We start from the raw sequence: 13,861 nt of genomic DNA on the forward strand, positions 1-13,861 counted from the left end.
AGCACGGACTTTGGAAACCCAGCCAGGAGTCCTTCCATCAGTGGTACGTGCCCTGCGCAGCAGTGGTGCGAAGTTCCCGCCAAAGCATCGGAAGCTGGCTTTCGAACCGTGCCTCAATCGGGAACCGAACGGAAGTTACCCTGAGGGACATGGTTTGAGACCAGGCTCCGTTCGAGAGGCGGCCCGTCAAAAGGTTGGGGTGCGGCTGATGATCTGACTTATGGGGTTGGCGTTCAGCCATTTTTCGAAAAATCCTAGGCAGTTCATCGAGTTGCTCCGATGTCACAGTTAAGACGTGGACTCGGTGACCACTGGTTATTGGCAATGAAATAGTCCGTGTCGAAGCGTCCGTGCGCCGAAAACATGCAGGAGCATAGGAACGATAGCAAGCACTAGATTGGCGCAGTACCTAGGTCCGTCGCCTGAAAACAGGGATGCTCGATGGGGACCGAACGTCAACAGGAAATGCCAAAGACTGGGGGCTTTGTCTTTCGCTTCCTTTCCGCACGATTGGCGCCACTGTGGCAGCATGTTCGCTGGCGGCCTGCTGGCAAGGAAGCAGCACGAATGATTGAAGCACCAGCTAATCTTCGGTCTCTGAGTCCGGCCTATGTTCACGACCAGCACCACGACTACGTCAAGATCTTAGAGACGGAACTCGTCAGGTCGGGACCGGCCGCGCCACGCAACATCGCTCTCACAGGTCACTATGGCAGCGGCAAGAGCAGCGTTCTCGAGGAAACGCAACGAGTGCTCGAGAAGGATGGCGTCAAGGTTGTTAACCTGTCGATTCCGAGTTTGGGCATTGGTGACGGTCGCGTCCGGAGGGATGGTGAAAAAGCTCTCGACAAGACAAACCTGATCCAAAAGGAGATCGTCAAACAACTCCTGTACCGGCGAAAGCCTTCGGCCATGCCAGCCTCCCGCTATAGCCGGCTCGACACGTTCCACAGGGGCCGCGCCCTGCCAGCCGCCGTTGGAGTTGGTCTCGTGGCGGCTGCGTTCGCTTTGCTAGCAAGGTTTCCGGACAAGGTCAAGGATGCCCTGCCTCCGGAGGCTTGGTCTTGGGTCAACGAAAGATTGTGGAGCAGCCTTGCAGGAACGATCCAGTGGCTGAGCTTACTTATGGTATTCGGGCTCGCTGTATGGGCCGCGCTGGCGGTCCAGCGCCTGCTCCAGCAACGCTTCCGAGTTAGTGAGTTGGCTGCCGGACCGACCAAAGTGACGCTATCTGATTCGTCCTCCTCCTACTTCGACGAGTACCTCGATGAGATCGTCTACTTCTTCCAGACGTCCAAGACGGCGGTGGTGATCTTCGAGGACCTCGACCGCTTCAAGGATCCGCACATCTTCGAGACTCTTCGCGAGCTCAATATGCTGCTCAACAATGCGGAGCAGACTGGCGCGGCGCCGATCCGGTTCGTCTACGCGATACGGGACAGCATCTTTGAGCAACTGGATGTTGAGGCTGGAGACGACAAAGATGAGGCAGAAGGTCGGGAACCCCCAACATCGACTGACCGTCGTGAAACGCGGCGATTGATGTCCACCAACAGGACCAAGTTTTTTGACCTGGTCGTACCGATGGTGCCGTTTATCTCGCACAGGACGTCACGAGATTTGATACGCCAAGAGCTGCAAGTCATCGTTCCGGAGCAGAGGCCCGACAACGCGGTAGTAGACATTGTGGGTGCTCATCTCACGGACATGCGCCTCATAAAGAACGTCTGCAACGAGTACGACGTGTTCGGGCGCCGCATTCTGACCGCCGATGGCCTTCAAGAGCTGACTGCGGATCGACTGTTCTCTTCGATTGTTTATAAGAACATCTATCTCGCCGACTACGAAAGAATCCGCGACGGCACTAGCCTCCTCGACACGCTCTACCGTGCATACCGCGAGTGGGTAGCGCAGCAGACAGCCTCTGCCCGACATGCCGAGCGCAGCGCTAGAGCACGGTTGCGTCGGATCGATGCGATCAAGTCCCGTAGCGCCAATCTCGGGAATAGACTGCAGGACGTCTTGCTGGCCCGACATACTCAAAACATAGACACAAGAAACGCGCAAGTAGTTGCTGCCGGAGCCACCTACTCGTGGAGCGACATCTCCAGCGTGGGTTTTTGGCGTTCGTACCTGGAGGACAGGGGAAACCTGGGCGTCTACTACCGGGCGGGCTACTCAGGGGAAACTCTATCGTTCGATAAGGTACAGACCCTCATGGGGTACCCCCTAACCCAAGACGAGTGGGCTGATGAGGCCAAGGCGAAAATTGACGACGAGATAATCCAAGCGGTCGCCGATCACCGGGTTGCACAACACGCGACGATGACCGATGCTCTTGCGGAGACTAAAAGGCTCTTTTGGTATGACGGCGCCGAGCGCTCGTTTGCTGATGTAGCGGAGGAACTGTTCGAAGGGGCAGGCCTCGTGCTAGACCTGCTGCGGGCCGGGCTCATCGACGAAAACTTCACGCTTTATATCACTCAGTTCCCTGGCCAAGCGATTAGCGCTTCTGCAATGAACTTTATTATCAAGGCCGTCCAACCGGACGAGATGGACGTCGAGTACCACTTCGGCACTGGTGAAGAGGTCAACACCGAAGATATAAAGGCAGTCCTCGATGCCGAAGCGGATCGCCTGCTCGGTGGGCAGAGCGTCTACAACATCGAGGTCTTCGACTACCTTTTCGAGGAGGACCCAGGCAAGCTCGATAAGCCGATCCGGCGGCTAGCCGACAACGCCGTCAACGACCGCAGCTTCATCGAGGCTTACATCACTTCTGGCAAGTCCGCTCCAATGCTGATCGAGCGCCTGAGCAGGATGTGGCCCGATATCTTTGACTTCCTTATCGCGCTGGACCCTGAAGCTAGCAATCATGAGCTGCTGGACGCCGCCTTGACTGGTGTCCGCCCAGAACTGTCCTATTCGTTAAGCGCGGAGCAGCGCACTGTGCTCGCCACGGCCCTCCCCGATCTTCTGACGGTCAAAGCACCGCTGAGCGCTGAAAAAGCGGTTGCGATAGCGGAGACGGCTCTGCGAATGGGTATTCGGATCGAGGACATGAGCGGGGCTGCCGAACCGCTACGCACTGAACTTTCGAAGCGGAGCGTTTACCCGATCACCCTGACGAATCTGGTGGCGGTCTTACGAGACACGACTGACCTCTCGCTGGACGGCATCAAAGAGGTTCGGGAGTCGGATGTTTACAGTCATGTTCTCGCTCATCTGCGTGACTACATCAGCGCGATCGACCAGGCCACGAACGTACCCACCGTTGCGGACCCGGACCAATTTGCAGACATACTCACGGATGTAGCCGAAGCAGACGTTGACGCCCTAGAAGACGTCGCCCGTCGAGCCAGTGCCGATTGCATGCTCAGCGACCTCGACCAGCTCGACGCACCACTCTGGCCAGCCATCGCCGGCGCGCACCGGATACCTCTCACCGCACGCAATGTCGCGGCCTACATCGACCACCACGACGTCGATTCGGACCTGGCGAACTGGCTCAGGACTGCTGGGACCATCACAGTAGCTGAGGATGACGCTACGCCCCTCGGACCATTGGCAGTGAATATTGTGAACGCCGTGGCGCTCGGCAACTGCGTCAAGCTACAGCTTGTCGATGTGCTGCGGCTAGCACCGGGGTCCATTGCTGCGGCGAAGCTCGAGGACGACGCACACACCGTCCTGCCCGCCCTGGTGCAAAAGGGCTTAGTTCTGGATGACGCTGACGCGTACAGAATCTTGGGAGACGATGAGTGGGAGATTAAGAGGGAGTTGATCTCTGTCTCCAAAGCCTTCCCGACATACATGACCCAGTTGCCGCTGAGCGGGGACGAACTGTTCAGAATCGCTTCGGGGCCGGTGCCCGACCCGGTTAAGGAAGTCCTACTCAACGAGCTTGATGTGTTCGCTCCGAAACTTGGCCGCAAGGGTGCTGCCGCACTCGCCACATGGGCTGCTGCTGAAGGTCGCAGGCCGACCGCTGATGCAATTGTCACAATGGCCACCAAGGGAGGCTGGGAAAGCAGTGAACCGATCCTTAAGCTGCTCGGTGTTGAGGCCGCTACGATCGAACTCGAAGCGCTGAAGTCTACGCTGAATGGCCTGGGGAAGCCTTACAGCAAGCTGACGACGCCAGGATGGGAGCGTCCCCAGATTGACGTCTTCGAAGGTGTTGCAGCCGTTTTGGCTCGCCTTAAAAATGATGGCATCGTCAACAAGTTCGAGGAGAATGCGGAGAAACATGTGTTCGAGGTCAGCAAGCGGCACTCCTAGCTGTTCCTACTCCACAGCACGCTGCCCGCCGACGGACACCTTTCAAGCGCCACCACCTCGAGAGTTTAAAGTTCGGGGTCAGATGTTTCACAAGCCGCGAAATGAAAGTTTGAGAAGAATCGACGCCTGGATAAAGAACGAGCTGATACCGTCTGCCGCACCAAGATCTCAAGCATCAGCTCAGCCTGAACTTCATCTGCTCCGGGAAAAGTCCAAGCGCGAGGTAGTGAACGACGCGGACGGCGCCAACCGGAAGATCGAGCTTCATGCATCTTCTTTAGGGCCAATTTGCGGGGTTCTCAACCAGCCCAAGCTTCCACTGCCACAGAGAAACAAATAGATCTCAGGAATTCGTGCCGGCGGATTGAAGGCCGCCGCAACCAATCGCAATCGCTGTGGCGACGGCAGTAACGGACAGGAAAGCCTCTATACCAGGATTAGCCGTGCCAGCGGGAAGGTCAGCAAAAGCGGTAAGTTCACCACCGATCACGATTTCGCCGTGGCGATGGCTCATAAAGAGTGTGGAGTTGCGTGGGCCAGAAACGAGGGGGCGGAGAGGGACTTATCCTGATTTTACTCCCGACATTTTGGCCATTTCCTTGAACAAATGATTCTCCAGATGTGCATGCCTTCTTCCATGCACATTCGCGGCTACAAATATACTGCCTGCGAGGCTACGAACCCACCCGTTACCAGAATTGTCGCGGAATGCCACAAGCGGTAAATGCTCGTCATCGCCTTGGTAGATAAAGTCTGCTCCAGGGAAGAACACATTGCATCGCGAAAGATATCGCAGCCGTGTCGCACGATCGTGGTAGTAAAAGTAGATCTTGTAGATCGGCTCATCGCTTAGATTCTTCAGGATGTAGTCCCTGACCTCTTCGGGGTGAGTAACTCCATTCACATCGGCGTTTCTGTAAACGATTCTGTTTTCCGAAACATAGGCGACTTGGCGCGCCTGCGCCAGCTTACGTACTTTGGCGTCCTTGGCGATCACGACGACGACGGCGGCGACGAAGGCGGCGGTAGTACCAAGGCCGCCGACCCAATCCGCGACGGTTCCCTAGGTGTCAGGGTTGAAGTCCATCCCGTAATCCTACTTACGCCTCACTACCTTTCTTGCCCCAAGCGCCGTCTTTGATCGTCTTGCGCGTCATGGCGATTGCGAGGTACATCGAGCCGGCGAGAATGGCCCAACCTACGCTTGGGAGCATGGCTAGTTCCTTTGGTATGCCGCTGAGGAGGACACCGGCAGCGATCACGGGGATGCCTGCTGCATCGATTGAGGCGGCTTCCTCCTGAGCCTTGACCATTTTGGCTTGCAGTTCGGCGGTCTTATCGTTCACCTCGCTCACGAGCGCCTGTACGTCCGAAATCTTCTTATCCAAGTTTTCGTAATCACCGTTCACAACAGCGTGAAGGTTCTTGAGTGCGACTTCTAGTAGTTCAATTTTCCTCTCAGGGGTTGCGTCGGCCGGTATGTTGATCCGTGCCATGACCCTGGCGGTAAAGATACCTCCCCCGCTAAGGGCTGAGCCGGGATAAACAGTAGTCGACGGCCGAGGTATGAACTTGAAGTATTTGCTAAGCCACATCTGAACTCTTATGAAGAGTGCCTTCGACCAGAACCTAGACAGGAAGAGCATTCGTTTCCATCCGTGCGGCGAAGTGAGCACTGCTCCTAGGAGCGCGAGTGCGACGCCGACGGCCCTCAGAATCAGTTCATCTCCCCAGCTAAGGGCATGAGCCACGAAATAGCCCAGAACGTTGTAGCGGAGGCCCAACTCAAGGATGGTCCATGTCATGCACCATCCCACGCCCCACCGCATGGCAGCCTCCTTATGAGTCAGGTTCAGATTTTCCACCATATTCTGCGGAGTTATCAATGGACGCATCAACAGGTTAAGTCCGAAGGCGACCCGGCCCCGAGCACGGCAAAGATGTCGATTGGATCGTCATGGGCAAGCTATTGTCTGGTCACAAGCGGTTGTGGCGTTCATGGCCTTTGTGGCTACGGCCTGTCAGAAACAGACAACGACCGCACCACTAGGTTGGAAAGAGTGGTCGTTGTCTGGGGTTCTGAAGCGATGGAGTTTACGTGTTGACAATGTCAACACTTTCCAGCTCGAACTACTTCGTACAGGCTTCGGACTGCTTCGGATGCGGCGTGTCCTCGCGGGTTCCCAGTGTTAGCAAGGCCTCGAATGCGGTTCGAGTCCCACCTCGGGCACAGTGTTTCCGCAGGCCAGGGGCTTTTTCACATCAATGCTTGACCTTTGCAAGAATGAGTAGTAGCTGCAAACGGCTGATCCCAATCCAAACTTTATAGTCCAAGAACGTGCAGGTCCGAACAACTGGGGCCACATGGGCATCTAAGCCAGCGACGGCATGATGTATAGCGCGAAGACATGGCTATGAAATCTCCGCCTGCCTGAAGACCGGTCGATGGCTGGAGACCTTGCTGCCGATGAATACACCTCCAACTCCGCGCTTCTGTCGCAGGGGGCAGAATTGGTTCTGAAGCGCCACGCGCGCGGCGTGAAAGCAGCGAGGGCCCTCATTTTGTTGTGAATCATGACGCTGATCTGCTCAAGCGCCCTGAAGGCGCGTGACAGCGTAGCGGCGGCGTCCTCGAGATTGCGCCCAGATCGTCGAATCGCTGCAACTGGTTTGGACGCGCAGTACATCCTTTCCGACCAGGATGTCCAGCCGAAAACGGCCGACCAAGCGATCCGCAGACCAGCCAGGTCACTCTGCAATGGTTCCCCGAATCTTCCGCTTGTAACCGACAAGGAATAGGGCGCAGAGAATCCGGTCCGGTACGGAAGCCATGGCCAGCGCATGCCCCCACATCATTCCCGTCCGGGCCAGCCAGGGGCATGAGTTGTGGGTCAGCGCCAAGGGGCTCACTCCCAGCGACGGCCGGAATCCGGAGATGTTGCAGAATGAGGCCGGGATGCGCGGGGACCCTCCCATATCGCTGCCGTCGCCGGGGGGTTCGATGCGGGGGCAACGGGGCAGCCGCGCCCCCGCTGCTGCCCCGCGCGCTCACGTCCGGGTTGTACAGGTTGACCGTCGTGCCTAACACTTCAGCGAACGTGAGTGGTCCTGCCTCAGACGGGGCACGTTGGCCTTCCTTGTCGTTACGACGCCTGATGCGTTGAGCCGTGCGATGACCAGGTCCTCGACGTCAGGGACGAAATCCCGAAAAATGACGGACCCGTAGGTGGTTGGCGCCCCCTGAGTGTTTTTGGTGTCCTTATGGGCCATGGGCAGGCCGCGCAGCCGCGGGAGTTCTGATCCGGACATGGTGAGACTGTCCGCGGCCGCGGCGAGCGCCGATGCGTCCTCACGGTCTTCGGTCACGACTGCGTTGGCCCGGCCGTCGACTTCATCGATGCGGGCGAAGTGCGCACCAGGGCCTCCGAGCAGAATTGTCCCGACGTCGGATAGCGAAGGTCAGATCGGTGGCCGAAAGCGAACCAGCGTCCGCCGTTACAGGCGGACCCGGGACGTCCCCATCCGGGACAGCAGGGCAGTCAAGGCTGCCCGGACTCCGGTGCTCAGCGTCGGCTCAACATCGGGGGCGAAATGCGGTGAATGGTTGCCCGGCAGGTCGCCTTCGGCGTCGAGCCTTTCTTGGGAGAAGGCGCCGAACATCCAGTAGACCGATGGTGCCCCGAGCACCTCGGCGAGCAGCCCGAAGTCCTCACTGCCCATCACCGGGGGCACGACGTTTACACGGTCTTCGCCCAGTGTTGCCTGGAGCTCGGTGATGAGGGCATCTGCTGAGGCGGGATCGTTGTAGCACTGGGGAAAGCTGGAAATCTCTTCAATGAGCGGTGCGGGCGCGCCGGAAGCGTCGGCTTCGGCGCGGATGATGCGCCGCAGGGATTCGAGCACGCGGGTGCGGACGTCGATGTCGAAGGTCCGGACGTTCACGGAGAACTCCGCCGTGGCCGGGATGATGTTCTCCTTCAGGCCGGCATGGAAAGTGCCGATGGTCACGACTGCGTTTTTCATGGGGTGGATCTCGCGCGCGACGATGGTTTGGATCCGCACCACCATGTGGGCTCCGAGCACAATCGGGTCAATGGACTGTTCGGGCTGGGAGCCGTGTGCTTGGCGACCCCTGACGGTGATCTTCCATGAATCTGCCATGGCCATCGCTGTGCCGCTGCTGATGTTGACGCTTCCTGCCAGACCGGGCCATACGTGCTGGCCGTAGATGATCTCCGGTGTGGGCGCCTTGTCCCAGAGTCCGTCTTCAACCATTGCCTTTGCACCGGCGGCCGTTTCTTCCCCCGGTTGGAAGATGAAGACAGCGGTGCCGGACCAAGTGTCCTGGTTCTCGCTGAGAAGCTGCGCTGCCGTCAGAGCGACGGTGATGTGGGTGTCATGGCCGCATCCGTGCATGACGGGGACCGCCGTCCCGTCCGCCAACGTGCCTGTTTCGGTGCTGGCGTGATCGAGCCCTGTATCCTCCTGCATGGGAAGACCGTCAGTGTCTGCGCGGTAACCGACCACTGGCCCGTCACCGTTCCGGAGGACGCCTACTACGCCGGTGCCACCGCACAGAAACGCCTCTAGGCCGAGTGCTTGAAGCTTCTGCAGGATGAACTCGGCCGTCCTGGTTTCCTGCATGGACAGTTCCGGATGTGCGTGCAGGTGGCGGTACAGATCGTGCATTTCGGCCTGGCGGGTGTCGCTCAGCTCGAAGTATGTGGTGGCGGTGGTCATGGAGTTCCTTCCGATGGCGGGCGGTGACTAGTTGCGGATTCGGGTATGTCGCCACTGGCGGGCTAAGCGCTGCCAGATTCGTCATTGCTGTTCCTTGGCCCTCAGGCCAGGTGGTCCAGGCCGGGAACGGTGTAGTCCGGAGCCTGAAAATATCCAGGGTAGTGCCCGCCGGACCGGTTGATCCACGCCGTGCCCAGGCCGGCCCTGGCCGCTCCATGAATATCCTAGGGATACCGGCCACCAGCAGCATTCACCGGGCGCTGTTCCGCCCGCGGATGCTTCGTACTCCTAGGCGGGCTCATCCAAATTTCCAGGACCGTGGGTCGCCAGGGTGAGCAGTAGATCAAAGCTGTCCCTGATCCCGGCATCTGCGAAGAATATTTCGACAACCCGCTGAGAGATGTACGGCGACCGGCCTGATATCGTGGCGCCGTACCTACTGCTGCGCCAAGGAGACTGCTGAGAGGAGAGCCGCGACCAGCGCTGCCTCAGTACGCTCGTAACGGCTGGATGGAACCGTGACCGCCAAGGCAGCGGCGACGCGTCCGTCACTACGGATCGGGGCGCTCAAGGACCGAACATCCTCACGGTATTCGCCACGGTCGTAGAGGATTCCGGTGCGTCGTATCTCGGCCAGTTGGGCTTCGAGACCGGCGCGGTCGCTCACCGTCATCGGGGTGAATCGGGTGTATTCATGGTTGTCCAGGATCGATGAGCGCTGTTCCTCGTCGGCGAAGGCGAGGAGGACCTTGGCGCTTGCTCGTGCGTGCACATCACCCGTGAATCCCACTTCGAGGCCGGCGACCCGCACGGCCTGTGATCCTTCAACCGTGGCGAGGATGCGGATCTCCCCGCGGAACCAGCCGGTGAGATATGCCGTTTCACGTGTGGTCTCGGCGAGTTGCCTGAGGGCCTGTCTGTGTTTGGCGTCGACGCGTACGCGCAGGCCGGGTGAGTTCGCGATATCGATGGCGCCCAGGCCGAGGGTGTAGCGCTTGCCCGACTCCTTGCTCAGTAGTTTTTCTTCCTCAAGTGTCGTGAGCAGATGGTAGGCCGTGGGCATGGCGAGGCCGAGGCCCGTCGCGACCTCAGTTGCGGTGAGTCCTTGTGCTGATCGAGCGACCGCGAGCAGGATGCGCGAAGCCCGCGCGACGGATTGGATCACTTGGCGTTGTTTTAGGGGTTCACCTTCGCTCGTTGACGCTGCAGTCATTGCTTCATCCATTCCGCTTGCCTCGAAAAATAGTTGACTTTGTTAGCCGGGTCACCCCATAGTATGGCAGATCCTGAAACTAACTTTCACTATATTGATATGAGGAGAGCCATGTCGACTAGCACCACACCGTCGATTACGTCGGTAATGAGTCTTGGTGGGCGTCCGGCGGGCAGCCGTCGGGAGATCAAGATTATTGATACGACGTTGCGTGATGCGCATCAAAGCCTGTGGGCGACGCGGATGCGGAGTGATCACATCGTTTCGATGGCCGGTGAATTCGACAAGGTAGGTTTTGACCAGGTCGATCTGATGGCGCCGATTCAGTTTGATGTGGCGGTGCGCTATCTGAAGGAAGACCCGTGGGAGCGGGTGCGCCTGGCGCATGAGCATGCTCCCAACACCAGGTTCAGGGCGTTGATCCGTTCCAAGAACATTGCTGCGTTTGATTTCCTAGCCGACGATGTCATCGAAGCCTGGGTCGAGAACTTGTACGCCAATGGGTTCAGGGTGATCGGCTCGTTCGATGGACTCAACGACATCGACAATATCGCTCCGGGCCTGATCCGGGCCAAGGAGCTGGGAGCGTCCACGTTCGGGGCGGTTTCGTTCTCGGAGAGCCCGGTGCACACTGACGAGCTCTTCGTCGCCAAGGCCCTGGAGCTGATTGAGAAGGCTGATGTCGATGCGATCATGCTCAAAGACGCCGCTGGCCTTTTGACGCCCGACCGGGTCCGCACTCTGGTTCCTGCGCTCAAAGAAGCTATTGGCGACCGGACTCTGGAGCTGCACAGCCATTGTCTGACGGGGCTGGCGCCGCTGGTTTATCTGGAGGCGGTGGAACTAGGCTGCGACGCGCTGCATACCTCTGTCGGTCCCATGGCCAACGGTGCCGCGCAGCCGGCGACGCAGGATATTGTGCGTGATCTGCGGGCTCTCGGGTATATGGTCAATGTCGACGACGACATCATCGATACGATCAGCGGGAAGCTTTCAGCCATTGCTGAGGCGGAGGACAAGCCGGTCGGCCATCCCGTCGCGTACAGCGGCCTGCACTTCATGCATCAGCTTCCCGGGGGCATGCTGTCCAACTTTCACTCCCAGCTGGCAACCGCAGGCCTTTCACATCGCTTCGATGAGCTGCTCCACGAAGTGGCCCGGGTGCGGTCCGAGCTGGCCTTCCCGATCATGATCACCCCCTTCGCCCAGTTCGTGGGGACCCAGGCGGTGATGAACGTGATCTCAGGTGAGCGTTACTCAATAGTGCCGAACGAAATCAAGAAGTATGCCCTGGGTTACTACGGCACGCTGCTGGCGCCGATTGACCCGGAACTGCAAGCCAAAATCGTGGCCAACGGCGCATCGAACATCGCACTCGAACCCGCCCCGGTCGCGCCGATGCTCCCCGACCTGCGGAAGCGCTATCCCGACGAGAGCATCGACCTGCTGCTCCTGCGCGCGATGTTCGCCGGCACGCAGGTCGACGAAATGAAGAAAACCGTTGCAAACGGCGGAAACGCCGATGAAATCCCCCGGCCGCTTCTGGACCTGATCAAGGCGATCCATCAGAAGAGTCAGACCGGCAGCCAATCGCTGCGCGCAGGAAATCTGCAAATCAGCATCAAAAAAGGAGAAAACGAAAATGTCGCTTAACCCGCCCGATATCGCGGAACTCAAGGCCATCGTTGACTGGGCGAACCTCACCCAGGACGTCCGCGAATTGTCCCTCAAGTTCGGCGACGTGGAGTTGTTCGTCTCCCGCGACCAGCAACAGCCAGCCTCGGCTTCGGCACCCGCTCCCGTATCTGCGGTTGCTCCGGTCGTTGCAACTCCGGCACCCGCCCCGGTCGCCGTGCCTGCACCGGTCGAGACGGCACCGCTGGCAAACTCCCGGACTGTTCCCTTCTCCGCCGACGCACTCGCCTCCGATGAAGTGCTGATCAAGGCACCGATGGTCGGAATCTTCTATGCGGCCCCGAAACCCGGTGCCCCTAACTTCGTTTCGGTTGGTGACAGTGTCACTCCCGAGTCGGTGCTGTGCATTGTGGAGGTCATGAAACTGATGAGCAACATCGAGGCGCAGGTCGAGGGCACTGTCGTGAGGATCCTGGTCGAGAACGAGCAGGCGGTCGAGTTCGGTCAGCCCCTGATGGTGATCAAGCGCGATGGGTGAACCACTGAAAAGCGTGCTCATCGCCAACCGCGGTGAGATAGCCCTGCGAGTTATCAGGGCGTGCAAGGAATTGGGCATCCGCAGTGTCCTTGCCTACTCCGAAGGAGACGCCAACTCCCTGCCCGTAAAACTGGCGGACCAGGCCGTCTGCATCGGGCCAGCGCAAGCGACGGCCAGTTACCGGAACCGGCGCGCGGTCATCAGCGCAGCACTTGCCTACAAAGTGGACGCCATCCATCCTGGCTACGGTTTCCTCTCCGAGAACGCGGACTTCGCCGCACTGTGTGAAGAAGAGCAGATCGGTTTCATCGGTCCCGCTGCCGGCATCATCCGCCGCATGGGAGACAAAATCGAAGCCAAGAAAATCGCCCGCCGGGCAGGGGTGCCCACCGTTCCCGGTTCACTGGGCGCGATTGCTGAATACAGCGAAGCCCTCGCCGTGGCCAGCGAGGTCGGCTACCCCCTCCTGATCAAGGCAGCAGCCGGCGGCGGCGGGCGCGGCATGCGCGTCGTCGAAACCGCCCAGACGCTGGAAAAGGATCTCACGGAGATCATGTCGGAGGCCGAGGTCGCGTTCGGTGACCCGTCGGTCTACATCGAGCGTTACCTCACCGACATCCGGCACATAGAAATTCAAGTGATCTCCGACGGCCAGACCGTGCTTCACCTAGGGGAGCGTGACTGCACGGCGCAGCGACGCAATCAAAAGCTCATCGAGGAATCACCCTCCCCGGTCTTGACTGCTGAGCTCAGGCAGGAGATGGCCGACGCCGCGGTCGCGCTCTGCCACGAGGTCGGGTACAAAAACGCCGGGACCGTGGAGTTCGTTTTCGATAACGTCGAGCGCAAGTTCTACTTCATAGAGATGAACACCCGGATCCAGGTTGAACACCCTGTCTCCGAAATGGTCTCCGGCATTGACCTCATCAAGCTCCAGCTGCAGATCGCCGGCGGAACGCTGCTGAACCTGACCCAAGACGACATCGTCATCACTGGCCACGCCATCGAGTGCCGCATCAATGCCGAAGACCCGGAGAATAATTTCGTCCCACGCCCAGGAACAATCACAAGCTTCCGTGCCCCTGGTGGCTTCGGGATCAGGATGGACACCCACATCGAAACCGGGTACACCATCCCGCCCTACTACGACTCCATGATCGGCAAACTCATCTGCTGGGGCAAGGACCGCGACGAGGCCATCGCCCGAACCATCCGCGCCCTGGACGAACTCGTCATCGAAGGCATCACCACCACAGCACCCTTCCACAAAAAAATCCTGGAGACGGAGAAGTTCGTAAGCGGAGACTTCAACACCGCATTCGTCGCCCAGTTCCTGGAGACAGAACGAGCAGGAGGAGAGTTCGCACTGCTCCAAACATAAACTGGCGGATAACCGCGGACAGTGACAGGGGCCGCAGACTGCTCACTGGGCAGCACGAGGCAAGCATCTCGGC

Annotated in this window: 8 protein-coding genes and 1 pseudogene; 4 read left to right on the forward strand and 5 right to left on the reverse strand. The window is 59.1% G+C overall.

Features of this window, described 5'->3' with window-relative positions; translation table 11 throughout:
- Window positions 1-567 precede the first annotated feature (567 nt).
- Window positions 568-4,281, forward strand: coding sequence for a hypothetical protein (locus tag ACFWIX_RS08580; protein ID WP_377215702.1), 3,714 nt, complete (start codon window positions 568-570; stop codon window positions 4,279-4,281).
- Window positions 4,282-4,843: 562 nt separating this feature from the next.
- Here ACFWIX_RS08580 and ACFWIX_RS08585 read toward each other — a convergent pair.
- The 5 genes and pseudogenes from ACFWIX_RS08585 to ACFWIX_RS08605 form a co-directional block, all read right to left on the reverse strand.
- Entirely contained in the window at window positions 4,844-5,278 is a 435-nt protein-coding gene (locus ACFWIX_RS08585) for a hypothetical protein (RefSeq protein ID WP_377215703.1), read from the reverse strand.
- A gap of 103 nt (window positions 5,279-5,381) precedes the next feature.
- The gene (locus tag ACFWIX_RS08590; protein ID WP_377215704.1) at window positions 5,382-6,086 is read right to left on the reverse strand and encodes a hypothetical protein; all 705 of its coding nucleotides are present in this window, start codon (window positions 6,084-6,086) and stop codon (window positions 5,382-5,384) included.
- A 943-nt stretch (window positions 6,087-7,029) separates the two neighbouring features.
- Window positions 7,030-7,716 (reverse strand): annotated as a pseudogene (locus ACFWIX_RS08595) (amidase family protein).
- Between the two features lie 60 nt (window positions 7,717-7,776).
- On the reverse strand, window positions 7,777-9,021 hold the full coding sequence (locus ACFWIX_RS08600; RefSeq protein ID WP_377215705.1) for an amidohydrolase: 1,245 nt from the start codon (window positions 9,019-9,021) through the stop codon (window positions 7,777-7,779).
- A 436-nt stretch (window positions 9,022-9,457) separates the two neighbouring features.
- Window positions 9,458-10,234 carry an IclR family transcriptional regulator gene (locus ACFWIX_RS08605; protein WP_377215706.1) on the reverse strand — a complete coding sequence of 259 codons (777 nt, stop codon included), beginning with the start codon at window positions 10,232-10,234 and terminating at the stop codon, window positions 9,458-9,460.
- Between the two features lie 111 nt (window positions 10,235-10,345).
- Between ACFWIX_RS08605 and ACFWIX_RS08610 the strand changes: the two genes are divergently transcribed.
- From ACFWIX_RS08610 to accC, 3 genes are read left to right on the forward strand one after another with little or no spacing between them, the layout of a single operon-like run.
- Window positions 10,346-11,887 (forward strand): pyruvate carboxylase subunit B, encoded by a 1,542-nt coding sequence (locus tag ACFWIX_RS08610; RefSeq protein WP_377215707.1) that lies wholly within the window; start codon window positions 10,346-10,348, stop codon window positions 11,885-11,887.
- Entirely contained in the window at window positions 11,877-12,407 is a 531-nt protein-coding gene (gene accB, locus ACFWIX_RS08615) for an acetyl-CoA carboxylase biotin carboxyl carrier protein (protein WP_377215708.1), read from the forward strand. Before ACFWIX_RS08610 ends, accB begins: the two co-directional genes overlap by 11 nt.
- Window positions 12,400-13,788, forward strand: a complete 1,389-nt coding sequence (accC, locus tag ACFWIX_RS08620; RefSeq protein ID WP_377215709.1) for an acetyl-CoA carboxylase biotin carboxylase subunit — start codon at window positions 12,400-12,402, stop codon at window positions 13,786-13,788. The genes accB and accC overlap by 8 nt, the downstream gene beginning before the upstream one ends.
- The last annotated feature ends 73 nt before the right edge of the window (window positions 13,789-13,861 follow it).

The sequence above is a fragment of the Pseudarthrobacter sp. NPDC058362 genome (assembly GCF_042723515.1).
Classification (GTDB): domain Bacteria; phylum Actinomycetota; class Actinomycetes; order Actinomycetales; family Micrococcaceae; genus Arthrobacter.

Excerpts from the sequence above, each read along its gene's own strand:
- ACFWIX_RS08600 (WP_377215705.1), bottom strand. The coding sequence starts at position 9,021 with ATGACCACCGCCACCACATACTTCGAGCTGAGCGACACCCGCCAGGCC.
- ACFWIX_RS08605 (WP_377215706.1), bottom strand. The coding sequence starts at position 10,234 with ATGACTGCAGCGTCAACGAGCGAAGGTGAACCCCTAAAACAACGCCAA.
- ACFWIX_RS08610 (WP_377215707.1), top strand. The coding sequence starts at position 10,346 with ATGTCGACTAGCACCACACCGTCGATTACGTCGGTAATGAGTCTTGGT.
- accB (WP_377215708.1), top strand. The coding sequence starts at position 11,877 with ATGTCGCTTAACCCGCCCGATATCGCGGAACTCAAGGCCATCGTTGAC.
- ACFWIX_RS08580 (WP_377215702.1), top strand. The coding sequence starts at position 568 with ATGATTGAAGCACCAGCTAATCTTCGGTCTCTGAGTCCGGCCTATGTT.
- ACFWIX_RS08590 (WP_377215704.1), bottom strand. The coding sequence starts at position 6,086 with ATGACATGGACCATCCTTGAGTTGGGCCTCCGCTACAACGTTCTGGGC.
- accC (WP_377215709.1), top strand. The coding sequence starts at position 12,400 with ATGGGTGAACCACTGAAAAGCGTGCTCATCGCCAACCGCGGTGAGATA.